General features: G+C 60.8%; 26 protein-coding genes. 17 read left to right on the top strand and 9 right to left on the bottom strand.

The annotated features are described in order from the left end of the window. Nucleotides 1-216: 216 nt before the first annotated feature. Nucleotides 217-1593, bottom strand: coding sequence for an L-serine ammonia-lyase (locus tag HNO86_RS05475; protein ID WP_175375993.1), 1377 nt, complete (start codon nt 1591-1593; stop codon nt 217-219). Between the two features lie 135 nt (nt 1594-1728). Between HNO86_RS05475 and HNO86_RS05480 the strand changes: the two genes are divergently transcribed. The 8 genes from HNO86_RS05480 (at nt 1729) to HNO86_RS05515 (ending at nt 10103) form a co-directional block, all read left to right on the top strand. Further along, nucleotides 1729-2676: a LysR substrate-binding domain-containing protein gene (locus HNO86_RS05480; RefSeq protein WP_175375994.1), complete on the top strand. Its 948-nt coding sequence runs from the start codon at nt 1729-1731 to the stop codon at nt 2674-2676. Nucleotides 2677-2889: 213 nt separating this feature from the next. After that, nucleotides 2890-3300: an HPF/RaiA family ribosome-associated protein gene (locus tag HNO86_RS05485; protein WP_175375995.1), complete on the top strand. Its 411-nt coding sequence runs from the start codon at nt 2890-2892 to the stop codon at nt 3298-3300. A gap of 391 nt (nt 3301-3691) precedes the next feature. Next, on the top strand, nt 3692-3997 hold the full coding sequence (locus HNO86_RS05490) for a DUF3649 domain-containing protein (protein WP_175375996.1): 306 nt from the start codon (nt 3692-3694) through the stop codon (nt 3995-3997). After that, nucleotides 3994-5574 carry a PepSY domain-containing protein gene (locus tag HNO86_RS05495; protein ID WP_175375997.1) on the top strand — a complete coding sequence of 527 codons (1581 nt, stop codon included), beginning with the start codon at nt 3994-3996 and terminating at the stop codon, nt 5572-5574. The genes HNO86_RS05490 and HNO86_RS05495 overlap by 4 nt, the downstream gene beginning before the upstream one ends. After that, complete coding sequence (locus HNO86_RS05500) at nt 5575-5901, top strand: DUF3325 domain-containing protein (RefSeq protein ID WP_175375998.1); 327 nt, start codon at nt 5575-5577, stop codon at nt 5899-5901. A 4-nt stretch (nt 5902-5905) separates the two neighbouring features. Next, nucleotides 5906-6487 carry an RNA polymerase sigma factor gene (locus tag HNO86_RS05505; protein WP_175375999.1) on the top strand — a complete coding sequence of 194 codons (582 nt, stop codon included), beginning with the start codon at nt 5906-5908 and terminating at the stop codon, nt 6485-6487. After that, entirely contained in the window at nt 6484-7473 is a 990-nt protein-coding gene (locus HNO86_RS05510) for a FecR domain-containing protein (protein ID WP_175376000.1), read from the top strand. Before HNO86_RS05505 ends, HNO86_RS05510 begins: the two co-directional genes overlap by 4 nt. 200 nt (nt 7474-7673) lie before the next feature. Beyond that, nucleotides 7674-10103 carry a TonB-dependent receptor gene (locus HNO86_RS05515; protein ID WP_175376001.1) on the top strand — a complete coding sequence of 810 codons (2430 nt, stop codon included), beginning with the start codon at nt 7674-7676 and terminating at the stop codon, nt 10101-10103. A gap of 96 nt (nt 10104-10199) precedes the next feature. Here the strand turns inward: HNO86_RS05515 and HNO86_RS05520 are convergent, their stop codons facing one another. Continuing rightward, nucleotides 10200-11075: an AraC family transcriptional regulator gene (locus HNO86_RS05520; protein ID WP_175376002.1), complete on the bottom strand. Its 876-nt coding sequence runs from the start codon at nt 11073-11075 to the stop codon at nt 10200-10202. Nucleotides 11076-11213: 138 nt separating this feature from the next. Between HNO86_RS05520 and HNO86_RS05525 the strand changes: the two genes are divergently transcribed. Next, entirely contained in the window at nt 11214-12116 is a 903-nt protein-coding gene (locus HNO86_RS05525) for a DMT family transporter (protein WP_175376003.1), read from the top strand. A 12-nt stretch (nt 12117-12128) separates the two neighbouring features. Here the strand turns inward: HNO86_RS05525 and HNO86_RS05530 are convergent, their stop codons facing one another. Next, a complete protein-coding gene (locus HNO86_RS05530; protein WP_175376004.1) occupies nt 12129-12638 on the bottom strand; it encodes a DUF2165 family protein in 510 nt (169 codons plus the stop codon). 162 nt (nt 12639-12800) lie between these two features. Next, a complete protein-coding gene (locus HNO86_RS05535) occupies nt 12801-13775 on the bottom strand; it encodes a D-glycerate dehydrogenase (RefSeq protein WP_175376005.1) in 975 nt (324 codons plus the stop codon). 163 nt (nt 13776-13938) lie between these two features. Between HNO86_RS05535 and HNO86_RS05540 the strand changes: the two genes are divergently transcribed. Next, entirely contained in the window at nt 13939-14184 is a 246-nt protein-coding gene (locus HNO86_RS05540) for a hypothetical protein (RefSeq protein WP_175376006.1), read from the top strand. Nucleotides 14185-14318: 134 nt separating this feature from the next. Here HNO86_RS05540 and HNO86_RS05545 read toward each other — a convergent pair whose 3' ends face one another. The 5 genes from HNO86_RS05545 to norR all read right to left on the bottom strand — a co-directional run bounded on the left by HNO86_RS05545 (nt 14319) and on the right by norR (nt 18811). Continuing rightward, nucleotides 14319-15065: a YkgJ family cysteine cluster protein gene (locus tag HNO86_RS05545; protein WP_175376007.1), complete on the bottom strand. Its 747-nt coding sequence runs from the start codon at nt 15063-15065 to the stop codon at nt 14319-14321. A gap of 82 nt (nt 15066-15147) precedes the next feature. Beyond that, nucleotides 15148-15474, bottom strand: a complete 327-nt coding sequence (locus tag HNO86_RS05550) for a hypothetical protein (protein ID WP_175376008.1) — start codon at nt 15472-15474, stop codon at nt 15148-15150. Nucleotides 15475-15616: 142 nt separating this feature from the next. Continuing rightward, complete coding sequence (locus tag HNO86_RS05555) at nt 15617-16075, bottom strand: GNAT family N-acetyltransferase (RefSeq protein ID WP_175376046.1); 459 nt, start codon at nt 16073-16075, stop codon at nt 15617-15619. Nucleotides 16076-16102: 27 nt separating this feature from the next. Then, nucleotides 16103-17005 carry a chemotaxis protein CheV gene (locus tag HNO86_RS05560; protein ID WP_175376009.1) on the bottom strand — a complete coding sequence of 301 codons (903 nt, stop codon included), beginning with the start codon at nt 17003-17005 and terminating at the stop codon, nt 16103-16105. Nucleotides 17006-17260: 255 nt separating this feature from the next. Beyond that, nucleotides 17261-18811: a nitric oxide reductase transcriptional regulator NorR gene (gene norR, locus HNO86_RS05565; RefSeq protein WP_175376010.1), complete on the bottom strand. Its 1551-nt coding sequence runs from the start codon at nt 18809-18811 to the stop codon at nt 17261-17263. 156 nt (nt 18812-18967) lie between these two features. On the opposite strand from norR, the gene hmpA reads away from it, so the two are divergent. The 7 genes from hmpA (at nt 18968) to cyoE (ending at nt 26543) form a co-directional block, all read left to right on the top strand. Then, nucleotides 18968-20149: an NO-inducible flavohemoprotein gene (hmpA, locus tag HNO86_RS05570; protein ID WP_175376011.1), complete on the top strand. Its 1182-nt coding sequence runs from the start codon at nt 18968-18970 to the stop codon at nt 20147-20149. A gap of 205 nt (nt 20150-20354) precedes the next feature. Further along, the gene (locus HNO86_RS05575; RefSeq protein WP_175376012.1) at nt 20355-20864 is read left to right on the top strand and encodes a disulfide bond formation protein B; all 510 of its coding nucleotides are present in this window, start codon (nt 20355-20357) and stop codon (nt 20862-20864) included. An 829-nt stretch (nt 20865-21693) separates the two neighbouring features. Next, nucleotides 21694-22635, top strand: coding sequence for a ubiquinol oxidase subunit II (gene cyoA, locus HNO86_RS05580; protein ID WP_175376013.1), 942 nt, complete (start codon nt 21694-21696; stop codon nt 22633-22635). A gap of 3 nt (nt 22636-22638) precedes the next feature. Then, nucleotides 22639-24672 carry a cytochrome o ubiquinol oxidase subunit I gene (gene cyoB / locus HNO86_RS05585; protein WP_175376014.1) on the top strand — a complete coding sequence of 678 codons (2034 nt, stop codon included), beginning with the start codon at nt 22639-22641 and terminating at the stop codon, nt 24670-24672. 3 nt (nt 24673-24675) lie between these two features. Continuing rightward, nucleotides 24676-25302, top strand: coding sequence for a cytochrome o ubiquinol oxidase subunit III (locus HNO86_RS05590; RefSeq protein WP_175376015.1), 627 nt, complete (start codon nt 24676-24678; stop codon nt 25300-25302). Beyond that, complete coding sequence (cyoD, locus tag HNO86_RS05595; RefSeq protein ID WP_175376016.1) at nt 25303-25644, top strand: cytochrome o ubiquinol oxidase subunit IV; 342 nt, start codon at nt 25303-25305, stop codon at nt 25642-25644. 11 nt (nt 25645-25655) lie between these two features. Then, nucleotides 25656-26543, top strand: coding sequence for a heme o synthase (gene cyoE / locus HNO86_RS05600; protein ID WP_175376017.1), 888 nt, complete (start codon nt 25656-25658; stop codon nt 26541-26543). Nucleotides 26544-26689: the final 146 nt, after the last annotated feature.

Consider the following 26689-nt stretch of genomic DNA (forward strand, 5'->3'; position numbering starts at 1 on the left):
ACCGGTCGATGTCGGGATTAGTTCGCGATGCCGGACCATCGGCCTTCATGACGTGCTTTCACAGGGGGATGTAGCAAGGGGCATGCCGGTTGGATTGTCGGACAATAAGTCCCTTGGCGACGCAGACATTGTGGCGGTGCGACGTTTCGACAAGCCCCCTCGCCACAGGTACGGGTTCATTTCAGGGCATAAAACTTTGCTGTGCCTCTAAAGCGATCAACACTCCACCCAATTCACCGCCAAACCACCGCGCGACGTTTCCTTGTACTTGTCGTGCATGTCCGCACCCGTATCGCGCATGGTGCGGATCACCCGGTCCAGGGAGATGAAGTGCTTGCCGTCGCCGCGCAGGGCCATTTGCGTGGCGTTGATCGCCTTCACCGCGGCAATCGCGTTGCGCTCGATGCACGGCACCTGCACCAGGCCGCCCACCGGGTCGCAGGTCAGGCCGAGGTTGTGTTCCAGGCCGATTTCCGCAGCGTTCTCCAGTTGCTCCGGCGTGGCGCCCAGCACCTCGGCCAGGCCGGCGGCGGCCATGGCGCAGGCCGAACCGACCTCGCCCTGACAACCGACTTCGGCGCCGGAAATCGAAGCGTTCTTCTTGCACAGGATGCCCACGGCCGCGGCGCCCAGAAAGAAGGCCACCACATCATCGTCCGACGCATCCGGATTGAATTTCATGTAGTAATGCAGCACCGCCGGAATGATCCCCGCCGCGCCGTTGGTCGGCGCGGTGACCATACGTCCGCCGGCGGCGTTTTCCTCGTTCACCGCCAGGGCATAGAGGTTGACCCACTCCATGGCCGACAGGGTTGAGGTGATGACGTTCGGCTTGCCCATTTCCAGCAGGTTGCGGTGCAGCTTCGCCGCCCGGCGCGCAACCTTCAGGCCACCGGGAAGAATGCCTTCGTGCTGCAACCCGTGCTCGACGCACTCGCGCATCACCGACCAGATGTGCAACAGGCCCTGACGGATTTCTTCATCGCTGCGCCAGGCCCGTTCGTTGGCCATCATCAGTTCGCAAACCCGCAAACCATGCTTGTTGCACAGCTCAAGTAATTCAACGGCGCTGGAAAAATCGTAAGGCAATACCACATCGCTGGCCGGTGCGACGCCGGACTCGGCCTCGGCCGCCTCGACGATGAAACCGCCACCGATCGAATAGTAGGTTTGTTCGAGCAGCTCGCCGGTGTCGCCGAACGCAGTCAGGGACATGGCATTGGGGTGGTAGGGCAGGCTCTCGTCGAGCAACAGCAGGTCCCGGGACCATTCGAAGGCGATAGTCGCCTGACCGGCCAGAGACAGCTGGGCTGTTTCGCGCAGGGTGTGGATGCGGCTGTCGATGGTGGTCGGGTCGATGCGGTCCGGCCACTCGCCCATCAGGCCCATGACGCAGGCGCGGTCGGTGGCGTGGCCGACACCGGTGGCCGACAGGGAGCCGTAAAGTCGGATTTCTACCCGCCGCACGTCAGGTAAAAATCCCTGATCCAGCAGCGCCTGGGCGAAGGTCGCCGCTGCACGCATGGGCCCAACGGTATGGGAGCTGGACGGGCCGATGCCGACTTTGAAGAGATCGAAAACACTGATAGCCATGCTAAAGCCTATTCCTCAAATGGAAGATGAATCGCTGCCATTTCTGTAGGACAAGCGCACTTTCAGCGATACTGCCAAGCACGGTCCCCTGTGACCAACGAAACTTCCTAAGAGAGCCTTTAGCAGGACTAAACGATGAGCCGTCAATTACATGCCCAGACCTATGTGTGGCTGCAGGTGTTTTCCTGCGCCGCCCGGCACTTGTCGTTCACCCGCTGCGCCGAAGAACTGCACATCACGCCAGGCGCGGTCAGCCAGCAGATTCGCCAACTGGAAGAGCGCCTGGGTTTTCGCCTGTTTCATCGGCGCGCGCGTGGGGTGGAGTTGAGTGCTGAAGGCCAGCGACTGGCCATCACCGTCAACGAGGCCTATGGCAGCATCGATGCGGAATTGCGCCGGCTGGACGCCGGGATGATCAGCGGCACTCTGAGGGTGCGTTCGATTCCGTCATTCCTGAGCAAATGGCTGACCCCGCGCCTGCCGCGTCTGCAGCAACGTTTTCCCGACATCCAGCTGCGTCTGGTGGCCGAGGACAGCAGCGTGCCGTTGCACGAAGGCGATTTCGACCTGGCCATCGACCTCAACGACGGCAGCTACCCCGGGCTGTTATCCACAGCCCTGCTCGATGAACAGATTTTCCCCGTCTGCGCGCCGGGCTTGCTGCGCGGGCGTCCGCCACTGCATGGCCCGGCGGACCTGATGCACTTTGCGCTACTGCACGACATCACCGCCTGGCGCGGCAGTTACGAATACGCGGAATGGGAGTTCTACCTCAATGCCATCGGCTTCCAGGGGGCCGATGTACGGCGCGGGCACACCTTCAATCGCAATCACCTGACCATCGAAGCGGCCATCGCCGGCATGGGCGTGGCCATCGCCCGGCGAACCCTGTTGAACGATGAGCTGGAACGCGGGGCGCTGATCGTGCCATTTGGCCTGGCGGTGCCCAATCACAAACGCTACATGCTGCTCTACGCGCCGGGTGCGCTGAGCCATCCGGGCGTGCGCGCGGTGCATGACTGGCTGGTGGAGGAGGCGGGGATTTTTCGTGCTTTGCACCCGCTGGGCGAGGGGCAAATGTAAGGATTTTCGACTTGGGCCTGGGCGAGTGAATTCCCGACCTTACCAGCGCTTTGAACGGTTGTCCGGTTTTATTTGTGTTTACAAATTTATCTTTTTTCAGGGGTTGAATTGTTCAGCGTACAGACCGATTGTGTCAGCAAGAGGTCACGGTGAGGACGCCCCAGGGCTCGACTGACCGGCCTCTCGCGAGCTAGCTGAAATAAGGGATGAACTATGCAAATCCAAGTCAATAGCGATAACCATATTCAAAGCAGCATCCGACTGGAGGAGTGGGTACGTACAACCATTGAGAGCACGCTCGAACGTTATGAGGAGGATTTGACCCGGGTCGAAGTTCACCTGCGGGATGAGAACGGCGACAAGCCCGGCCCTCACGATCTACGCTGCCAACTGGAAGCGCGGCCAAAAGGCCATCAACCGATTTCCGTCACCCACAAAGCCGCCAATCTGGAACTGGCCATCGACGGAGCTGCCGAGAAACTCGAACACGCACTGGAACACCTGTTCGGCAAACTGCGCGGCAAACCACGCGCCGCCGTAGTGCCCTTCGAGCGCCGGCCACATGCAGACAAACTGCTGGAAGAAGAATTTCTTGAAAACGAACAGGCCGCCCAAAACGGGTGAAGCCTGATTTAACTTCCCAATGAAAACGGGCCTGCAATGCAGGCCCGTTTTGTTTTGCGCAGAACTGTTGGAGCGAGCCTGCTCGCGAAAGCATCAGGGCAGTCGACATCGATGCTGGATGTGCCGGCCTCTTCGCGGGCAAGCCCGCTCCCACAGTGTCCGGTGGTGTTGGCCGAGTCAGCGATCGGCACAAAACCCTGTGGGAGCGAGGCTTGCCCGCAAATGGTCGCCAACGATGACCCTGGCTGACTGACACCCCGCCGATGTCTTGCCTCCATCGCGAGCAAGCTCGCTCCTACAGGACGCAGGCTTTGCGTATGAGAATATTTATCATTAATATTGCGCCCCTCCGGCCACTGTGACATTCACGGCGGCTCACTCAGGTCGCGACATGAAAGCCAAACGCAACACGCTCCCCGTTTCCTATCGACTGGCGGTTTTCTCGCGGGTGCTGGCTGCCGTGCTCGGCGGTTATGTCATCACGGCGCTGTCGAGTGTCTGCCTGACGCTGTGGGTGCCCATGGCGCGCGCCGAAGCGGTGGTGACCGGGATGATGAGTTCGTTTCTGGTCTATCTGCTGGCGGTGATCTGGTGCTTCGCCTGTCGCACCGCCTGGCGGGCCTGGCTGGGGTTGATCGTGCCTGCGCTGATTCTCGCGACAGCCGCCGGCCTGACTTACTGGATGGGCCGCCCATGAAAGAGGGATTTCGCCAGGCCATGGCCTGGTTGCACACTTGGGCCGGTCTGACGTTCGGCTGGCTGTTGTTCGCGATTTTCCTGACCGGCACGCTCGCCTATTTCAAGGACGAGACCACTCACTGGATGCAGCCGGAAATCCCCCTGCGTTCGGTGTCCAGCGAAGCCAGCCTGACCCTGGCCCAGCAGTATCTCGAACAACACGCTGCCAATGCCTCGCGCTGGATCATCGACCTGCCCGGCGTTCGCGAGCCTGGCCTGACCGTGCGCTGGCAGCCGGCGCCGGCCAAGCCTGGTGAACGCGGACAGTTCACAGAGAAACGCCTCGATCCGCAAACCGGTGCCGAGGTGCAGGGCCGCGAGACCCTGGGCGGCGAATTCTTCTATCGCTTCCACTTCCAACTGCAGATGCCGTATCCCTGGGGCCGCTGGCTGTCGACCATCGCGGCGATGGTGATGTTCGTCGCGCTGATCAGCGGGATCATCACCCACAAGAAAATCTTCAAGGACTTCTTCACCTTCCGCCCGCGCAAGGGCCAGCGCTCCTGGCTCGACGGGCACAACGCGGTGGGTGTGCTGGTGTTGCCGTTTCACCTGATGATCACCTACAGCAGTCTGGTGATCTTCATGGCCATGGTAATGCCGGCGAGCATCGTCGCCGCCTACAAAGGCGACGTGCAGGCCTTCTACAGCGAGCTGTTTCCAGCGTCCAGCAACACAAAAGCCTCCGGCAATCCGGCACCGCTGTTGCCGTTGGCGACGATGCAGGAGAAGGCCCGGGAGCAGTGGTCCGGCGGTAGCGCCGTGCGGGTGACGGTGAACAATCCCGGTGATGCGAACGCCTCGGTGGTACTGGCGCGGGATGGCGCCGACCGCGTGGTCCACGATTTCGGCAGCGCCGTGACCTTCAACGGCGCCACCGGGCAATTGCTGGCTGCGGCCCCGGAGCCTGGGCTGCCACGGGCGATCGCCGGCGGTTTCTACGGTTTGCACATGGGCCATTTCGCCGGTCCGCTGTTGCGCTGGCTCTACTTTATCTGCGGTCTGGCGAGCACGGCGATGATTGGCACCGGGCTGGTGATCTGGCTCGGCAAGCGCCAGCTCAAGCATGTCAAAAGCGGCGTGATGCCCTTCGAATTGCGGCTGGTGGACGTGCTGAACATCGCCAGCATGTCGGGGCTGGTCATCGCGGTGGCGGTGTTCTTCTGGAGCAATCGGCTGTTGCCGGTGGACATGGCCGGGCGGGCGGACTGGGAGGTCAACAGCTTCTTTATCGCCTGGGGGCTGAGTCTGTTGCACACCATGCTGCGCCGCGGTCGCTCGGCCTGGGTCGAGCAGTTGACCCTGGCCGCGCTGCTGCTGGGCGCGGTGCCGCTGCTCAATGCCCTGACCACGCCGTATCACCTGGGCAACGCGTTCGCCACGGGCGACTGGATCATGGCCGGTTTCGATCTGGCGTGTCTGGGCAGCGGTCTGTTCCTGGGGTGGGCCGCGTGGAAAATGCGCCGCGCCGGGCAGGCTGAAAAGGCCGGACGGCACAGCGCACAAGCGATCAACCTTGAGCAGGAGGCCAACTGAATGTTGCTGGCCAGCTTGCTCTGTTACGGCGGATTCACCGCGCTGTGTCTGTCCATGGATCGGCACCATGTCGAGTTGCTCGGGCGCAAGTCATCGCTGGCGCTGCGTCGGTGGATGAAGGTCGCGGGATGGTCGTTGCTGGGGGTGTCGCTGTGGGCGACGGTGTCGACCACCGGTTGGGAATTCGGACTGGTGGAATGGTTCGCGGTGTTGATGCTCAGCGCCTTGTTGCTGGTACTGCTGATGCCGTATCGCCCGCGCCTGGCGTTGTCGCTGGCGGCGTTTGGCCTGCTGCTCAGCCCGATTGCCGCGTTCGCGATCCTTTGAATCGATGATCAAATTTCCCCCCGAACCCTGCGACCTGGAGCCCCGCGAGCACGACGAACCGCGTGGCGACCGTGCGCATTTTCTTCAGGTATTTCTCTCGCAACAGTCGCAGATGGAAGCACTGGTGAATCGCCGCGTCGGTTGCCGCGCCACCGCCGCAGACCTGGTGCAGGACCTGTTCCTGCGATTCTGGCGGCGGCCTCTGGTGCAGGTCGAGGAACTGAGCACCTACCTGCTGCGTTGCGCCGGCAACATCGCCATCGACCATCTGCGCAGCGAAGGCACGCGGGCGCGGGCCAGCGAAGGCTTGATGGTGGAGCCGTCGGACGGCATGGGAAGTGAACCGCAGGCGGCGCTGGAGGCCGGCAACGATTTGCGCCATGTCGAGGCGGCGTTGCGCGCCTTGCCCGAGCGCACGCGGCAGATCTTCCTGCTCAATCGCATCCATGGCCGCAAATACGCCGAGATCGCCAAGGCCATGGGCCTGTCCCAAAGTGCCGTGGAAAAACATATGATGCGCGCGCTCGAAGCCTGCAAGGCCAGCCTGCGGGAAGCGTCACCGCGTACGCCAGGGAAAGCACCGTGAACAACCTCGAACGCGTCACTCCGACGCCCGATCAGGAGCAGCAGGCGCTGGCTTGGCTGAGTCTGTTGCATGACCAGCCCACAAGCGCAGACCAGGCCACCTTCAGTCAGTGGCTGCAGGCTGACCCGGCCCATGCCGAAGCCTATGCCCGCGCGCAGGTGTTGTGGGAATTGAGCGAAGGGCCGGCTCGCACCCTGGCCGATGAAGATGCCCTGGCCTTGCAGCGTTACCTCAATGCCATGAACGGTTCGCGACGTTCCAGCGTGCGGCGCTGGTCCGGTGCGTTGGCGATGGCGGCGTGCCTGTTGCTGATGGTCAGCCTCGGTACCGGTTGGCAGCCTCTGCGCTGGCTGGACGATCTGGGCGCCGATTACGTCTCGGCGCCGGGGGAAATCCGCACCGTCACCCTGGCCGATCAGTCGCAAGTCACCCTCGACGCCGACAGCGCTATCGCGGTGGATTTCAGCGGCGGCGAGCGGCATGTGCAGGTGCGGCGTGGCGCGGGTTTCTTCAGCGTGACCCACACCGGCGAGCCGTTCGTGGTGGACGCGGAAAAAGGTCAGGCGCGGGTGCTGGGCACGCAATTCGAAGTGCGTCTGCAACCCCATGGCGCGCAGGTGACGGTGTTGTCCGGGCGCGTTGGCGTGACCGCCGATAAAGATGCTCCGCAGCAAATCCTTACTGCCGGCCAGCAGGTGGCCTATGGCGAGGGTGCGGCGCAACCGTTGCACACGGTAGACAGCGAAGCGCAACTGGCGTGGCGCCAGGGCTGGCTCAATTACTACAAGGCGCCCCTGGCCGATGTGGTGCAGGATCTGCGGCGTTATTACCCCGGGCGGATTGTGTTGCTCAGCGATGAGTTGGGCAGGCGGCGGGTCAGTGGCAGCTTTCCGAGCCGCAACCCACAGGCGGTGTTGAGTTCATTGCAGGGGGTGATGGGGTTTGAGCAGCATCAGGTGTTGGGGCATCTGATAATTTTGCGGTGAAAGTAAAAGCAAAGATCGCAGCCTTCGGCAGCTCCGACAGGTTGAACGCGAACCCGTGCAGGAGCTGCCGAAGGCTGCGATCTTTTGATCTTCAAAAAAATATTTTCAGATCCCGGTGAGGTAAACCCAAACCCCATCCGTGTAGTGACTGAAACAGCGAATCATTCGCATCCGTTGCGGTTCTACACAGGTCATGAGTCATGAAGTCCAGGGCAAAATCCGGTTCGGTCAAACAGTGGTTGGGTGCTTCTGCGTTAGGTTTTTCGGTATTGGCGTTGCTGCCCCTGAGCGTGGCGATGGCCGCTGACACGGGCAGCAGTCAGCAACGCGGGCAGTTCAATTTCTCCCTGGCCGCCAAGCCACTGCCCCAGGCCCTGAGCGACTTCACCCGGGCCACCGGCATCAGCGTCGTCTACACCGACGAGACGCCCTACGGCCTCAACGCCCCGGCGATCAACGGCCAGATGAGCGCCGAACAGGCGTTGCAACGTTTGCTCAGCGGATCGGGCTTCACCTTCCGCCGTACCGATGGCCACACCATGGCCCTTGAACCGCTGCCCACCGAAGGCGCCCTGAACCTTGGCGCGACCACCATTACTTCGGTGGTGGAACAGTCCGAGAGCTACCAGCCGCCGCCCGTGAGTTCGGTGGCGCGCACCTCGGCGCCGATCCAGGAAATCCCCCAGACCATCAACGTGGTCGCCTCTCAGGTCATTCGCGACCAGGCGCCGCGCAATCTGGATGACGCCTTGGCCAACGTCAGCGGCATCACCCAGGGCAACACGTTGGGCAGCACCCAGGATTCGGTCATGACCCGCGGCTTCGGCGACAACCGCAACGGTTCGATCATGCGCGACAGCATGCCCATCGTGCAGGGTCGCGGCATGAACGCCACGGTGGATCGGGTCGAGGTGCTCAAGGGGCCGGCATCGTTGCTCTACGGCATTCAGGACCCGGGCGGGGTGGTGAACATGGTCAGCAAGAAGCCCGAGCTTGCGCAGTACAACGCCCTGACCCTGCGTGGCTCGACCTATGGCGAAGGCAAGAACGGCAGCGGCGGCACCTTCGACAGCACCGGCGCCTTGGGCACTTCGGGGTTGGCCTATCGCATGGTGCTGGACCACGAAGACGAAGATTACTGGCGCAACTACGGCGTGCACCGCGAGACCCTGGTTGCACCGTCCCTGGCCTGGTTCGGCGAAAGCACCAAGCTGCTGTTCGCCTACGAACACCGGGAGTTCCTGACCCCGTTCGACCGCGGCACGATCATCGATCCCCGGGACAACCATCCGCTGGACATCTCCCGCGATCGCCGTCTCGACGAGCCTTTCAACAACATGGAAGGGCGCTCGGACCTCTATCATTTCGAGGCCGATCACGAACTCAACGACAACTGGAATGCCCACTTCGGCTACAGCTGGAACCGCGAAACCTACGACGCCAGCCAGGTGCGCGTGACCGCCATCGACACCAACAAAGGCACCCTGACTCGCAGCATGGACGGCACGCAGAACGCGATCAGCACCGACCGTTTCACTACCGCCAGCCTCGAAGGCAAGGTGAACGTGCTGGGCATGCAGCATGACCTGGTGTTCGGCATCGACGACGAATACCGCAAGATCTACCGCGAAGACCTGATCCGCCAGAAAAGCCTGACCACCTTCAGCTACCTCAACCCGGTTTATGGCCGTGAAGTCGAAGGCACCACCGTCAGCCCGGCCGACAGCGCGCAGACCGATCTGCTACGCAGCGATTCGGTGTTCTTCCAGGACTCGATCCACCTGAACGACCAGTGGATTCTGGTGGCAGGCGCGCGCTTCCAGGAATACGACCAGTACGCCGGCAAGGGCGTGCCGTTCCACGCCAATACCGACAGCAACGGCCAGAAGTGGGTGCCGCGCGCAGGCCTGGTGTATCGCTACACCGATGCCTTGTCGTTCTACGGCAGCTACACCGAATCGTTCAAGCCGAACTCGACCATCGCGCCCTTGAGCGGCAGCACCGCCGTACTCGACGGCAGTGTTGCGCCGGAAGAGGCCAAGTCCTGGGAGCTGGGCGCCAAGCTGGACCTGCCGGGCCGGGTGACGGGCAATATCGCGCTGTTCGATATCAAGAAACGCAACGTGCTGATCGCCAACTCGGAAGGGCCGGTGACGATCTACAGCGCTGCTGGAGAGGTGCGTTCCCGAGGGCTCGAAGTGGACCTGAGCGGGCAACTCAGCGACCGCTGGAGCCTGATCGGCAGCTATGCCTACACCGATGCCGAGGTCACCAAGGACCCGGACTACGAAGGCAAGCGATTGCAGAACGTGGCGAAGAACAGCGGCTCGCTGTCGGCGGTGTATGACTTCGGCCGGATCATCGGCGGCGATCAGCTACGGGTGGGCGCCGGTGCCCGTTATGTCGGGGAACGGGCGGGCAACGCAGTGAATGATTTCGACCTGCCGAGCTACACCGTGGCCGATGCCTTCGCCACCTACGACACCCAGCTGGACGGGCAGAAGGTCAAGTTTCAGCTCAACGTGAAGAACCTGTTCGACCGCACCTACTACACCTCGGCGGCGAGCCAGTTCTTCGTGTCGATGGGGGATTCACGGCAGGTGGTGCTGTCGAGCACCCTCGAGTTCTGAGGCGGTAGCTAAAAGATCGCAGCCTTCGGCAGCTCCTGCAGGGGATTTGCGTTTCCCTGTAGGAGCTGCCGAAGGCTGCGATCTTTTGATTTTGCTTCAGCGCAAAAACGCCTGCCGATACTCCCCCGGCGTCCCGCCCAATGCCTGGCGAAACCGATTGGTAAAGTGGCTGGCACTGGCAAACCCGCAAGCCAGTGCAATCTCTCCCAGCGGCTGCGAGGTGCAGCGCAGCAGCTCCCGCGCCCGGTTCAGGCGGCGTGCCAGCACATACTGATGCGGCGGCAGGCCGAAGCTTTCGCGGAACATCCGCGCAAAGTGGTATTCGGACAGCGAACACAACGCCGCCAGCTGCCCCAGGCTGATGGCCGTGTCCAGATGGCTGTCGATGTACTCCACTAACAGCCGCCGTTGATGCGCGGCCAACCCACCTTTCAGACGCAGGTTCGGCCGATTGCCGACCTGGCTGAGCAGGGCGTGGCTGAGGATTTCGTGAGCCAGGCTGCTGGTGAGCAGGCGCTCGCCCGGTTCGTCCCAGTTCAGGGCAATCAACTGCCGAAAACGTCCCGCCTGTTGCGGATCCTCGAGAAAGGTCTGCTCGCGCAGTTGCAACTCCCGAGGCTCGCGATCCAGCAGCGTGACGCAACCAAGGGCGAATTGTTCGGGGCTGAAATACAGGTGGGCCAGGCGAATGTCGCCGTTGATCACCCAGCCGGATTGATGGTCGGCGGGCAGGATGCACAGCTTGTCCGGGCCGCCCTTGGTGCCGGGCTGGTCGCGGCGAAAGGTGCCGGTGCCGCCATCGATGTAGCACGACAGCGTGTGATGGCTCGGCGCTTCGTAGTCCTGGGCGTCGTGATGATTGCTCCACAAGGCCGCGGACAAGCCGTCACCGAGCTCGGCGCAGTGCTCCAGGCGAGCATTGGGCGAGCGGTTGAGGGCTTGAAAGACTTGCAGGGTATCCAGGGCGGCCATGATCGATTCTCTCCGACGCCTTGCATCCTACTCCGTAGACCTGCGCCTGCCAGCCCGTGGTGCGACAAAAGCGCAAGTTTATGCAAGTGCGCAGGCCAGCGCCGCAGGACACTGGTGACCTATCGAGGAGCCTGCGCCATGAACCTTTCTTTGTATTTGCTGACCGTGTTGATCTGGGGCACCACCTGGATTGCCCTCAAGTGGCAACTGGGTGTGGTGGCTATCCCGGTGTCGATTGTCTATCGCTTCGGCCTTGCCGCGCTGGTGCTGTTCGCAATGTTGCTGCTCAGCCGCAAGCTGCAAGTGATGAACCGTCGCGGGCACCTGATCTGCCTGGCCCAGGGCCTGTGCCTGTTCTGCGTCAACTTTATGTGCTTCCTCACCGCCAGCCAATGGATTCCCAGCGGTCTGGTGGCCGTGGTGTTTTCCACCGCGACCCTGTGGAACGCCCTCAATGCGCGGGTGTTCTTCGGCCAGAAGATCGCCCGCAATGTGTTAATGGGTGGCGCGTTGGGCCTGATGGGCCTGGGGTTGCTGTTCTGGCCCGAACTGGTCGGCCACACCGCCAGCCCGCAGACCTTGCTCGGCCTAGGTCTGGCCCTGTGCGGGACCTTGTGTTTCTCGGCGGGGAACATGCTGTCGAGCCTGCAACAGAAAGCCGGGCTCAAGCCCTTGACCACCAATGCCTGGGGCATGGCGTACGGGGCGGCGATGCTGTCGGTGTGGTGCCTGGTCAAGGGCATTCCGTTCGACATGGAGTGGAATGCCCGTTACATCGGCTCGCTGCTGTATCTGGTGATTCCGGGGTCGGTGATCGGCTTCACCGCTTACCTGACCCTGGTCGGACGCATGGGCCCGGAGCGCGCCGCCTATTGCACCGTGCTGTTTCCGGTGGTGGCGCTGAATGTCTCGGCATTCGTCGAAGGCTACCAGTGGACCGCTCCGGCGCTGATCGGGCTGGTGATGGTGATGTTCGGTAACGTGCTGGTGTTCCGCAAACCCAGGCCAGCGATGAATGCCGGGGCGGGCAAGCTGGCTTGATCGGCGAGTGGGTCAGTTGTCCTTGCCCACCAACAGATAAATCAGGCCGAGGAACATGTACTCAATGTTGCTTCGCGCCCAGTCGAAGGCATTGCGCTGCGCGGAATACTCCATGTCGAACCATTCGTTGAGAATGATCACGTAGAGCGTTTGATAAACAAAAAGCGCGGTGCTGAAACCGATGATGGCGAACTTCTTGGCTTCGTGGAATTCGCCGCGAGGCGCGGCAAGTTTGCGGTACAGATGATAAGTGCCGACCAGGAAACTGAAGGTGTAGATGATCTCCAGGGTGATGATTGCCCAGTAAAAACGGTGGTGGAACAGCGTTGAACTGATGGCTCGATATTGCCGGGAGTCGTTGCCCTCGGTATTGCTCATGCTGATGATTCGACCGATGTAGTCGGAGTAGGCCGCGTAGTCGGTGAAATTGTTGGTGAGGGTCATCAGACCGAAAAGTGCGGCCATCAGGACGACGACTATTTTGCTTCGCCTGATAACGCCGGCGGTGGTGAAGTTGCTCATGCAAATACGCTCCGAATACACGCAAAGTGCGGTTATTTCGTCGGAGTCTATAGCCGTTTCCCGCCATTGGGCCGGGGCACTGATTTGCAAGTTATGTCGTTGCTGCACCGGTGTTTAAAGCGTTAAAAGGCGGCACGTCGACCGGGACGTGCCGCCTTGATATCAGCCCTTCCAGACCTGCGGGTTGACCAGATCCTGAGGTCGTTCACCCAGCAATGCGCTGCGCAGGTTGCTCAAGGCACGGTTGGCCATGGCCTCGCGGGTTTCGTGGGTGGCCGAGCCGATGTGCGGCAGGGTCACGGCGTTTTTCAGCTGAAACAATGGCGACTCGGCCAGCGGTTCCTTCTCGTACACATCCAGCCCCGCGCCGCGAATCCGGTTGTTCTGCAGCGCTTGGATCAGGGCCGGTTCATCGACGACCGGGCCGCGTGCGATGTTCACCAGGATTGCGCTTGGCTTCATCAGCGCCAGTTCGCGATGGCTGATCAGGTGCCTGGTTTTCTCGCTGAGCGGCACCACCAGGCAGACGAAGTCGGCTTCGGCCAGCAGTTGATCCAGCGTGCGGAACTGCGCGCCCAGCTCCTGTTCCAGCTCGACCTTGCGGCTGTTGCCGCTGTAGATGATCGGCATGTTGAAGCCCAGGCGACCACGACGGGCAATCGCCGCACCGATGTTGCCCATGCCGACGATGCCCAGGGTCTTGCCGTGGACATCGCAACCGAACAGCTGCGCACCGACGGTCGCCTGCCACTGGCCAGCCTTGGTCCAGGCGTCGAGTTCGGCGACGCGGCGGGCGCTGCTCATCAGCAGGGCAAAACCCAGGTCTGCGGTGCTTTCGGTGAGCACGTCCGGGGTGTTGGTCAGCATGATCCCGCGTTCGCTGAGGTAGGCCACGTCGTAGTTGTCGTAGCCCACCGAAACGCTGGACACCACTTCCAGCTTGGCGGCGTTCTCCAGTTGCGCGCGACCCAGCTTGCGACCGACACCGATCAGGCCGTGGGCGTGGGGCAGGGCTTCGTTGAACTGGGCATTGATGTCGCCGTTTTTCGGATTCGGCACGATGACGTCGAAGTCTTGTTGCAGGCGTTCGACCATCTCAGGCGTGACACGGCTGAAGGCGAGGACGGTTTTTTTCATGGAGGCGGGCTCGGCGAGTGAGAATGGTTAGCAAGCTACTAGCCTCAAGCGGCAAGCCGCAAGTCTAAAAGTCGCTTGGGCTGCTATTAACTTGAGCTCGCCGCTTGAAGCTCACAGCTGCCCTCCAGCTATAATCGCGCCCTACGCATCCCCTGGAGCCAGCATGACTTCCCCGAAACAACCACCGCTCGCCGACGCCCCGAGCGAGGAGCAGGCCGAGCTGCCTGAGACTGTCGAAGGCGAAACCCGAGCCGCGATCCCGGCGTTCAAGTTTCCGTTCAAGCCGGGTGAATTGCAGGGTGCCAAAGGCTCCAGCCAGCCCTGGTACAAGAATGGCGCCAAGAATGGCCACACCAAGACCCCGGGCATGGCCCCGCCGGGGACTCGGCGGTCGATGGGTAAGCGCTGAGATCCTGATTTTGCGGTGACAGTACTGCCGTCTTCGCGAGCAAGCCCGCTTCCACATTAGTACTGCGTACACAGTTCCAATGTGCGAGCGGGCTTGCTCGCGAAGAGGCCATCAAAAACACCGTAGATTTCGGATCAAGCCGCCCGCAGAGAAATGAATGCATAATTGGGCGCATCCCCCGCCACCAGCGCCCCCGTCGCCTGCACCTGCCCGGCCACCTCTTCACTCGACAGATGAAACTGCCACTCGCTTTCCCACTCCGGCAGTGTCTGTCCCTGCAGTTCATCGATGATCTTGACGAACTCGTTCATGTCCGGCAGATAAGCGGTGAATCCATCACCCTTCAACGCCGTCGTGCGAATTCCCAGCAAGGCGCAGATCGCATCCTTCATCAGAATCTCGTCACGGTCCGCCTGACGGGATTGCTGGATCAGTTGCGCCAGTTCCCGATCCACCAGTTCGCCACCGACAATCAGTTGCGGCCCGGTTTCCCATGATTCGGGCGGGCATTCCTTCACCGCCGTGTTCAGCGGGATGTGCGGATTGATTTCCATCGGATAAATGCGGCACACCAGCGGCCGGCGGTCGTAAATGCGGCAGCGGTTGTCTTCGTCGAGGTTTCGGCAGGCGCCGGCGTTGTAGGCGGCAAAGGTGATGGCGACGAAAGCCTCGGCGTCGGCGCTGCGAACCGGCGCGGAACGGCGTCTGGCGTGGTCATGTTGCTCAGCCGGCAAGCCCAGGCCGTTGCTCAGAAAGGCTTCCACCAGCACGATCACCTGACCGCCATCGGCGGCCCACATGCGGGCTTCCGGCAGGGTCAGGGAGACATGGTGGTCATGGCAGCATTTGCCACAACCTACGCAGGAAAACGTTGTATTCATTGAGCGCACAGTCGCATCCAAAGGCATGAAACGGCGACAGAAAACCGCCGCAAAAGCCCTGTCGAAGCAAGTTATGCGCCACTCACTGTGCCTTGGCGGTCGGGCGGATGGAGTCCCATTCGGTCACATAGGCGGTTTTGCTCTGCTTGTTGTAAAGGCACAGCTCGGTGCCCTGGGCGCCTTTCATGTGCTTTTGCGGGTACTGGCCCTGCAACAGGACGGCGGTGTAGCCGACGCGATCATCGAACTGCGCGGCGTTACCGACCGGTTTCGCATTCTTCAGGCCGCTGGCCTTGGTGCAACTGGCGAGCACGGTCTTGTCATAGGCAGCCCAGGCGTCGGGGCTGGAGGCCTGAGCCTGGGTGCCGAGGGCGGTGAGGCAGAGCAAAGTCAGGGTGACAGCTTTCATCGATCAGCATCCTTGGAAGGTCATGGCCAAGGTTGGAGTATGCCGGTCCGTAAAAGTGCGATGCACCCTGCGCAGGAGCTAGAGTTGTGAACACATATTTGTGGCTCGCCACAGGGTGTGCGACCGGCATTGAGGCGGTGGATCAGTCCGGAACCAATTCCCGACGAACCTCATACATCCCGACACTCTCATACAACCGACGCGCCCGCAGGTTGTCCTCCAGCACCTTCAAATCCACAAACCCCTCGCGACGCTTTCGGAACTCACCGAACGCCTGCAGCAGCAACCCACGCCCCAACCCCAGGCGCCGAGCCCGTGGATGCACCACCAGATCCTTGATATAGGCGCTGGTCCAGCACTGGCAAACAGCGACCACACCCTCGGCGTCCTGCGCCACGAAACACAGGGTCGGGTCATATTCGGGATCGCTTTCGAACCGCTGCTGCCACACCTCCAGCGCGGGCACGCGTCCACCGCCGTCCAGATAACCCAGGGCCATCAGGTGATGCACATCGGCGGCAAGTTCCGGGCGGTAATGGGTCAATCGAATGCCGGTTGGCCAGTCGAAGCCGGGCACGACCTCGCTGAGGTCGCGCCGCATCAACCAGCAATAGGCTCCGGCCAACACTCAGTGACCCTGGGCGGCCACGGCCTTGGCCGCGGTGATCAGGCACTGGGTCAGTTCCGGCGAGGAGAACTTGGTCAGCACCGCATTGGCCCCTGCCTGCCGGGCCTTTTCGCTGTTCATCGCGCTGTCCAGCGAGGTGTGCAGCAACACATAGAGGTGGGCGAAGTCCGGGGTCTCGCGCAGGGTGCGGGTGAAGGCGTAGCCATCCATCTCGGACATTTCGATGTCGGAGACGATCAGGTTGATCTGCTGGGCGGTGCCTTGCAGATCCAGCAGGCACTCGATGGCTTCCCTGGCACTGCGCGCGGTGTGGCACTGCAGCCCGAGATTGCGCAGGGTGTGCACCGACTGTTGCAGGGCGACCTGGCTATCGTCGACTACGAGGATGCGAGCGGTACCCAGTATTTCGGCATCTTCCATCGTGAGTTCGGTCGGCGCCATGTCGATCTCCACTGGCGCGATGCCGTGGATGACTTTCTCGATGTCCAGCACCTGCACCAGCGTGCCGTCGACCGAGGCCACACCGGTGATGTAGGCGCGCGAACCACCGGAGCCGAAGGGTGGCGGGCGGATGTCGGTGGTCAGGCAATGGACGATCTTGCTCACCGCCTGCACGTGCAGGCCCTGCTTGGAGCGACTGACGTCGGTGACGATCAGGCAGCCGCCGTTGGGATCTTCCAGCGGACGCTCGCCGATGGCGCGGCTGAGGTCGATCACCGACAGCGAAGCCCCGCGCAAGGTGGCGATGCCTTTTACATGAGGGTGCGACTCCGGCAATTTGGTCAGCGGTGGGCAGGGGATGATTTCACTGACTTTGAGCAGGTTGATCGCCATCAACTTGCCGCTACGCAGGGTAAACAGCAGAAGCGAAAGTGAATCCGCGCGGCCTTTGGTGGAGGACATAAGTACCTTCTGTGGAAAAAGGTGACGGACGACCGCGAGGATCGCCAACAGCTATCGATGCCGGGTTATCGACTTGATGGGGGCAGGCTTTAGCGATATTCCCCGGTTGCGTGACCGGAGGCCATCCCTGTAGCAGCTGCCGAAGGCTGCGTCCGGCTGCGAAGCAGTCGTAAATCCTGTGCACACAGTCCATCAGATAAACAGAGGCGAGGACTGCGTCCTCGGACGCAGCCTTCGGCAGCTGCTACAGGGAAATCATTTCATCCCCAACCGCTTCGCCATCCGTCCGAGGTTCGCCCGATCCAGCCCCAGCTCCCGCGCCGCGCTCGCCCAGTTATTGTGATGCCGCTCCAGGCAAGCACCGATCAACTGACGCTGATAGTTTTCCGTAGCCTCGCGCAAATCCCCGGTCACCAGGGCAACCGCGGCTGCGGCCGGCTGCTCGGCAGCCACCTCCATCCCGCCATTGGGCAAGTCCAGATCCGTTGCATTCAAACTCAGGATCTTCGGCCGCTCCTTGCAATTACCCAGCGCCTTCAACGCACTGCGCCCGATCAGGTGTTCCAGCTCCCGCACGTTGCCCGGCCAGTCATACGCCAGCAGCGCCGCCTGGGCGTCGTTGTTCAGGCGCAGGCTGTTGAGGCCCATGCGCGAGCGGTTCTGTTCCAGAAAGTAACCGCTGAGCAGCAGCACATCGCGACCCCGATCGCGCAGGGCTGGCACCATCAACGGATACACACTGAGGCGATGATAGAAGTCGGCGCGATAGCGGCCGCTGCGCACTTCTTCGGCCAAGTCGCGGTTGGTCGCGGCGATCAATCGCACATCGACCTGATGTTCCTTGTCCGAACCCAGGCGCTGCAACTGGCCGCTTTGCAATACCCGCAGCAACTTGGCCTGCACCGTCAGTGACAGTTCGCCCACTTCATCGAGAAACAGCGTGCCGCCGTTGGCCAGTTCGAACTTGCCGCGACGGTCGTTCAGCGCGCCGGTGAAGGCGCCACGCACGTGACCGAACAGCTCGCTCTCCACCAATGTGTCGGGCAGCGCGGCGCAGTTGAGGCTGATGATCGGCTTGTCGGCCCGGGGCGAGGCGGCGTGGATGGCCTGGGCCACCAGCTCCTTGCCGACCCCGGTTTCCCCGGTGATCAGCACGGTCAGATCGCTGCCGCCCACCAGATTGATTTCTTCCACCAGACGCTTGTGCGCCTTGCTCTGGCCGATCATTTCGCGGTTTTGCTGGCCGCTGGCCTGACGGTAGACCTCGGCGCGCTGGTGTTCGTCCTCGACGCGATTGTTCAGGCGCTCGATGCGCTCGGCGGCGTTGACCGTGGCAGCGGCGAGGCTGGCGAAAGCTTCCAGGGCGTCCAGTTCGATCGGCTCGAAGCGCTCTGGATCGAGGGCGTCGAGGGTCAGCAGACCCCAAGGACGTTCGTCGATGAACAGCGGGCAACCCATGCAGTCGTGGACTTCCAGGTGATCATCCAGGCCATCGACCAAACCGTCATAGGGGTCTGGCATGTCACTGTCGGCGGCGAAGCGGGTGGGGCCGGGGCTGCTGAGCAGGGCTTCGAAGCGCGGGTGTTCGCTGACTTTGAAGCGTCGGCCGAGGGTGTCGGTACTCAGGCCGTCGACGGCCAGCGGCACCAGCCATTCGCCATCCAGGCGCAGCAGGGCGGCGGCATCGCAGGGCAGGAGGGCGCGCATGGCTTCAAGCAGGCGTCGATAACGCTCGCCTTCAGGCAGTTCGCGTGACAGGTCCGAGACCAGGGGGAGCAGGGCGGTAAGCAGGGATTTTGCAGTCATAGTGACTCCGTGTAGTCGGTATGACTATAAGGGTGCTTGTGTCGATATGACTACTTTATTTTTAAGATATTGATTTATAAGGAAATAAAAGTTGGCATGAATGCTGATAAGCATAGGGCAGTCCCTTACAAACCCTCGATGTTCAGGAGTCACCTTATGCTTAGCGTTCAAGACCGTGCCATCGTCAAATCCACCGTACCCCTGCTGGAAAGCGGTGGCGAAGCGCTGATCACTCACTTCTACCGCATGATGCTGTCCGAGTACCCGGAAGTTCGCCCGCTGTTCAACCAGGCCCACCAGTCCACCGGTGACCAGCCGCGCGCCCTGGCCAACGGCGTACTGATGTATGCACGCCACATCGACCAACTCGACCAGTTGGGCGACTTGGTGGCGAAGATTATCAACAAGCACGTGGCCCTGCAGATCCTGCCGGAACACTACCCGATCGTCGGCACCTGCCTGCTGCGCGCCATCGCTGAAGTGCTGGGCGAAGAAATCGCCACCCCGGAAGTGATCGCGGCCTGGGGTGCGGCCTACGGCCAACTGGCTGACATTCTGATCGGTGCCGAAACCAGCATCTATGACCAGAAGGAACAGGCACCGGGCGGCTGGCGCGGGGCGCGGGAATTCATCGTGGTGAACAAGGTAGAAGAAAGCGCGGAAATCACCTCGTTCTACTTCGAACCTGCTGACAAAGGCCCGATTCTGGCAGCAGAGCCAGGTCAGTACATCGGCATGAAACTGTTCCTCGATGGCGAAGAAATCCGTCGTAACTACTCGCTGTCGGCCCGTCCGAACAACGGTCAGTACCGAATCAGCGTCAAGCGTGAAACCGGTGGCCGCGCATCCAACCACCTGCACGATGAACTGCATGTAGGCCAGAGCATCCAGCTGTTCCCGCCATCGGGCGAGTTCATCCTGACAGCCAGCGACAAACCGCTGGTGCTGATCAGCGGCGGCGTCGGCATCACTCCGACTCTGGCGATGCTTGAAGCGGCCCTGGAAACCGGGCGTCCGGTGCACTTTATCCACAGCGCGCGCAACGGCAAGGTCCACGCCTTCCGCGACTTCATCGAAGGGTTGGCGGCGCGTCATCCACAACTCAAGCGCTTCTACTGCTACGCCGAAGATGACGGCGTGAGCCCGGCGGCGCACAGCGTCGGTTTCCTGGATCAGGAGCTGTTGAACGCATGGCTGCCGGCCGAGCGTGATCTGGATGCTTACTTCCTGGGGCCGAAGGGTTTCATGGCGGCGGTCAAGCGTCACCTCAAGGCGCTGGGTGTGCCTGAGAAGCAGAGCCGTTACGAGTTCTTCGGGCCGGCTGCGGCGCTGGAGTGATCGATCAAGCGCGGTGAGCCGGTTTCACCGCGCTGCCTTCTTCGCGGGCAAGCCTCGCTCCAAAGCCGAAAATCCCCCGAAATTTAATCCCTCCTTAACCCGCCGAGCGTCTTCTCCCCCGATACCCCGCGACATGCCTCAGGCTCTCCAAGAGCGGGAGCAGCGTGTAGACTGGCGGGCAATCGATATCTTGAAGGGAAACGCGATGAGCGAGGAAACACTGCGGTTGGGTCGTGAGCGGCGTTATCTGGTATTGCTGGGCATCATCTGCCTGGCGCTGATCGGCGGCGCGCTGTACATGCAAATCGTCCTCGGCGAGGCGCCATGCCCGCTGTGCATCCTGCAACGCTACGCCTTGCTGCTGATCGCCATCTTCGCCTTCATCGGCGCCGCGATGAGCAGCCGTCGCAGCATCACCACCTTCGAAACCCTGGTGGTGATCTGCGCCCTGGCAGGCGTCGGCGTGGCCGGGCATCACGTGTACACCCAGTTCTATCCTGCGGTCAGCTGTGGCATCGATGTGCTGCAGCCGATCGTCGATGATTTGCCGCTGGCGAAGATCTTCCCGCTGGGCTTCCAGGTCGACGGATTCTGCTCCACGCCGTACCCGCCGATCCTCGGTTTGTCCCTGGCGCAGTGGGCGCTGGTGGCCTTCGTGCTGGTGGTGATTCTGGTGCCGCTGCTCACGGTGCGTAACCGCAAAAACCTGCGCTGAGGTCGTTGCAAGGCAACGCTGCGTCGCACACGAAAACGCCCCGGTTCCTGAAAAAGGGCCGGGGCGTTTCTGCGTTTTCAGAGGCCGCGTTAAAACATCGTGATATGCGGCAATCAGAGGTGTGACAAGTGTGCGACATGTTGTCACAGCTTTTGTGTCGCACCGACTTTCAAGGGGGCGAATTGGTGCGCGAGCGCGCAACGAAATTGGCCCGCTTTTCTACTTGGCCATTTCGTTGCCATCAGGCTCGAACAGGCAGTTTTAACAGGCTTGGGCAATTTGCCAGAGCCCCCGTCATATGGGGGCTTTGGCGCCATCACCCACAGCGATCGGGCATCCGATGCTGTCTGAAATGCGGGTAGGTAGACCTACTTATTTTGGTGTTTTTGTTGAGAATCAATTTCGATAACATGCCGCACTTTTACGAGTTCCGTGAAGAATTGTTGCGGCTCGGGATATAAATTATTTCGGGATGAGACATGGTTTAACAAAGTCGAAAAACCTACAATCGCCCGCACTGAATCCCCGGCGCTGCTCACCCTCACCAGGTCTTTGAGCAGGGAAGGGTGTCGAAGGGGCCGGTTGGCTTCATGAGACTCCCAGGTGTCGGTGCTGCAACCATCCGCACCAAATGGAATTGGTCTGTAACAAGGCCTTTGACCACGAATCGAATAAGAACTCAACGCTAGCCCAGGATTTGTCGAAACGCGTCTGACGCACGACGGGCCAGCCCTTATTCAATCCAAGAAAAAATGCCAACCCTTGGCAGGGTGAAGTGTTGGCGATCAAAACCCAACTGCATGGCGCAAGCTGCTTTAGAGGTCGTGAGATGATTAAAAACAGGTACCCCAGACTACTAGGCTTAGTGCCCCTGATCGGCATGTTGTTGCTGTCAGGCTGCAACATGACCTTGCTCAACCCCAAGGGCCAGGTCGGTCTGGATGAGCGAAACCTGATCATCACCGCAACGCTGCTGATGCTGTTGGTCGTGGTTCCGGTGATCGTGATGACTTTCCTGTTCGCCTGGAAATATCGCGCCTCCAACACCAGCGCCACCTACACGCCGAAGTGGAACCACTCCACCAAGATCGAGATCGCGGTGTGGGCTGTGCCAATCATGATCATCATTGCCCTGGGTTACGTGACCTACAAGTCGACCCACGCCCTGGATCCGTACAAGCCTCTGGAATCCGACGTCAAGCCTGTGACCATCGAAGTGGTCGCACTGGACTGGAAATGGCTGTTCATCTACCCGGAACAAGGCATCGCCACGGTCAACAAGATCGTGTTCCCGGCGCACACCCCGATCAACTTCCGTATCACCTCTGACGCCGTGATGAACTCGTTCTTCATCCCTGCGCTGGGCGGCCAGATCTACGCGATGGCGGGCATGCAGACCAAGCTGCACCTGATCGCCAACGAAAACGCTGAAATGGACGGTATCTCCGCCAACTACAGCGGCGCGGGCTTCACCGGAATGAAATTCAAAGCGATCGCAACTTCTCAGGAAGATTTCGACGCCTGGGTCAGCGAAGTCAAGAAGTCGCCTAAGCAGCTCGAATCAGCTGAATACGCAGCCCTTGCCAAGCAGAGCCAGAACAACCCAGTCGAACTCTACTCCTCGGTTACGCCGAACCTGTTCCAGATCATCGTCGACAAGTACGAAGGCATGAAACCAGGTCCAAAGGTGCACCACGAGAAGAAAGAGAAAGAGAAAGAAGTGGCCGCTACGGACATGAACTCGCATTCAGCTGCCGGGGCAGAGGAGTAAACGATGTTTGGTAAATTAAGTTGGGAAGCAGTTCCTTTCCACGAGCCGATCGTGATGGTGACCATCGCCATGATCGCGCTCGGCGGTGTGGCACTGTTCGCGGGTATCACCTACTTCAAGAAGTGGACCTACCTCTGGACCGAGTGGCTGACTTCGGTCGACCACAAGAAAATCGGCGTGATGTACATCATCGTCGCCATGGTCATGCTGCTGCGCGGCTTCGCCGACGCCATCATGATGCGTTCCCAGTTGGCCATGGCCACCGAAGGTTCGCCTGGCTACCTGCCACCTGAACACTATGACCAGATCTTCACCGCTCACGGTGTGATCATGATCATCTTCATGGCGATGCCATTCTTCACCGGCCTGATGAACCTTGCAGTGCCGCTGCAGATCGGCGCGCGTGACGTTGCCTTCCCGTTCCTGAACTCCCTGAGCTTCTGGCTGCTGGTTTCCGGTGTGGTGCTGATCAACCTGTCCCTGGGCGTCGGCGAATTCGCCAAGACCGGTTGGGTTGCCTATCCGCCGCTGTCGGGCCTGCAATACAGTCCGGGCGTGGGTGTGGATTACTACATCTGGGCGCTACAGCTATCGGGCCTGGGTACGACGTTGACGGGGGTCAACTTCCTGGCCACCGTTCTGAAGATGCGTACACCTGGCATGAAGCTGATGGACATGCCGATCTTCACCTGGACCTGCACCTGGGCAAACGTTCTGATCGTGGCTTCGTTCCCGATCCTGACCGCTACCCTGGCACTGCTGACGCTTGACCGTTACATGGATTTCCACATTTTCACCAACGAACTTGGTGGCAATCCGATGATGTACGTCAACCTGTTCTGGGCGTGGGGTCACCCTGAGGTTTACATCCTGATTCTGCCGGCGTTCGGTATCTTCTCCGAAGTCGTATCGACCTTCTCTGGCAAGAAACTGTTCGGCCACCACTCCATGATCTACGCATCGGGCGCAATCTCGATCCTGGGCTTCATGGTGTGGCTGCACCACTTCTTCACCATGGGTTCGGGTGCCAGCGTCAACGCCTTCTTCGGTCTGGCGACGATGCTGATTTCCATCCCGACGGGTGTGAAGCTATTCAACTGGCTGTTCACCATCTACCAGGGCCGTCTGCGTTTCACCAGCCAGGTTCTGTGGACCCTGGGCTTCATGGTGACCTTCGCCATCGGTGGCATGACCGGCGTACTGCTGGCCATCCCGGGTGCCGACTTCGTTCTGCACAACAGCCTGTTCGTGATCGCGCACTTCCACAACGTGATCATCGGCGGTGCGGTATTCGGTTACATCGCAGGTTTCGCCTTCTACTTCCCGAAAGCGTTCGGCTTCAAGCTGCACGAAGGTTGGGGCAAGGCAGCATTCTGGTTCTGGATCAGCGGCTTCTTCGTCGCGTTCATGCCGCTCTATGCACTGGGCTTCATGGGCATGACCCGTCGTCTGAACGCCACTACCAACCCGGAGTGGGTGCCGTACCTGTACGTCGCCATGTTCGGTGCGATCCTGATCGCCGCCGGTATCGCTTGCCAGCTGATCCAGCTCTACGTGAGTGTGCGTGACCGCAACAAGCCAGAGAACATGTGCGAACACGGCGACCCGTGGAATGCACACACCCTGGAATGGTCGACCTCCTCGCCACCTCCGTTCTACAACTTCGCCGTGCTGCCGAAAGCCGATGGCGTCGATCCGTTCACCGAAGCGAAGGAAAACGGCACCGCGTACCAGACTCCGGTCAAGTACTCGCCGATCCACATGCCGAACAACACCGCGACCGGTCTGGTCATGGGTGCTCTGTTGACGGTGTTCGGTTTCGCGATGATCTGGCACATCTGGTGGCTGGCAATCGCGAGCCTCGCTGGCACCGTGATCTACTTCGCGATCCACGCGGCCCGTGATGATCAAGGCTATATGGTGCCGGTCGACGTGATCGAACGCATCGAAGCCGAGCAGCACAAGCGTCTGGTAGCGGCCGGCAAAGTCCGGGCCACCGCCACCACCCGTGTTGAAACCTCGTTGGAACAGGCTTAAACCATGTCGAACTTAGTGACCAATGCTGGACACGCCCATGGTCATGACCATGGGCATGATGACCACCACCACGACTCGGGCGAGATGACCGTATACGGTTTCTGGCTCTACCTGATGACCGACTGCATTCTGTTTGCGTCGATCTTCGCGGTGTACGCGGTGCTGGTTAACAACGTAGCCGGTGGCCCGTCGGGCCACGACATCTTCGAACTGCCATACGTACTGGGCGAAACCGCTCTGCTGCTGTTCAGTTCGATCACCTACGGCTTCGCCATGCTGGCGTTCTTCCGTGGCAACAAGAAGCAGGTCCTGGGCTGGCTGGCCATGACCTTCCTGTTCGGTGCCGGCTTCATCGGCATGGAGATCAACGAGTTCCACCTGCTGATCTCCGAGGGCTACGGTCCTAACCGTTCGGGCTTCCTGTCCGCGTTCTTTACCCTGGTCGGTACCCACGGTCTGCACGTGACCAGCGGTCTGATCTGGATGGCGATCATGATGTACCAGGTCAACAAGCACGGCCTGACGGCGACCAACAAGACCCGTCTGAGCTGCCTGAGCCTGTTCTGGCACTTCCTGGACGTGGTGTGGATCTGCGTATTCACCGTTGTTTATCTGATGGGGACTATGTAAATGGCTAACGCTCATTCCCACAATGACCACCACGACGACGGCAGCCACGGCAGCGTCAAGTCCTACGGCATTGGCTTCATCCTGTCGGTCATCCTGACTCTGATTCCGTTCGGTCTGGTGATGTACCCGACACTGCCGAAGTCGATCACGCTGATGATCGTCCTGGCATTCGCAGTGATCCAGGTGCTGGTGCACCTGGTGTACTTCCTGCACCTGGACCGCTCGGCCGCACAGCGTAACAACGTCATCGCGTTTGTCTTTGCCGCGATCGTGATTGTCCTGCTGGTTGGTCTGTCGATCTGGATCATGTTCAGCATCCACACGTTCATGATGGCGAAGTGAGGTAAATCCGCATGTCCTTCAAGCACTTTATCCAAATCACCAAACCGGGGATCATTTTCGGTAACGTGCTTTCTGTGGCAGGCGGATTCTTCCTGGCCTCCAAAGGGCATGTCGATCTGGCCATCTTCCTGGCCGCCATGATCGGCACGTCCCTGGTGGTCGCCTCCGGTTGCGTGTTCAACAACTGCATCGACCGCGACATCGACCTGAAGATGGAACGCACCAGGAACCGTGTGCTGGTCCAGGGCCTCATCTCCCTGAAACTGGCCCTGGCCTATGCGACCGTCCTGGGTGTCGCCGGCGTTGCGTTGCTGTACAAGGTGGCCAACCCGTTGGCCGCACTGTTCGCCGTGATCGGCTTCGTGATCTACGTCGGTCTCTACAGCCTGTACCTCAAGCGCAAGTCGGTTCACGGCACGCTGGTGGGCAGTCTGTCGGGCGCCATGCCGCCGGTCATCGGCTACGTCGCGGTGAGCAACACCTTCGACGTGGCTGCACTGACGTTGCTGGTGATGTTCAGCCTGTGGCAGATGCCGCATTCCTACGCCATCGCGATCTTCCGCTTCAACGATTACCTGGCCGCATCGATTCCGGTGCTGCCAGTGAAGCGCGGAATCCAGGTGGCCAAGAAGCACATCCTGATCTACATCCTGGCCTTCCTCGTGGCGACCCTGATGCTGACCTTCAGCGGCTACGCCGGCATGAGCTACCTTGCCGTCGCCGCGGCCATGGGCATGTACTGGCTGTACATGGCCTGGACCGGCTACAAGGCGGTGGATGACACGGTCTGGGCACGCAAGCTGTTCGTGTTCTCGATCTTCACCATCACCGCGTTGAGCGTCGCGATGTCCCTGGACTTCAAAGTGCCGACCGAGTTGTTGCTGACGTACGCGCCGTAAGCGTCGGATTGCTGTAAGAAAAACCCCGCACCTTTGAGAGAAGGTGCGGGGTTTTTTGTTGTGTGGGATTCAGCAGGCGTGGTTGATGTCATTTGATTGCTTGCGGTGCGTAGGGGCGATCAAAGTCTGCCTTCGTATATTTCGGA

The organism is Pseudomonas sp. C1C7, assembly GCF_013359595.1.
Classification (GTDB): domain Bacteria; phylum Pseudomonadota; class Gammaproteobacteria; order Pseudomonadales; family Pseudomonadaceae; genus Aquipseudomonas.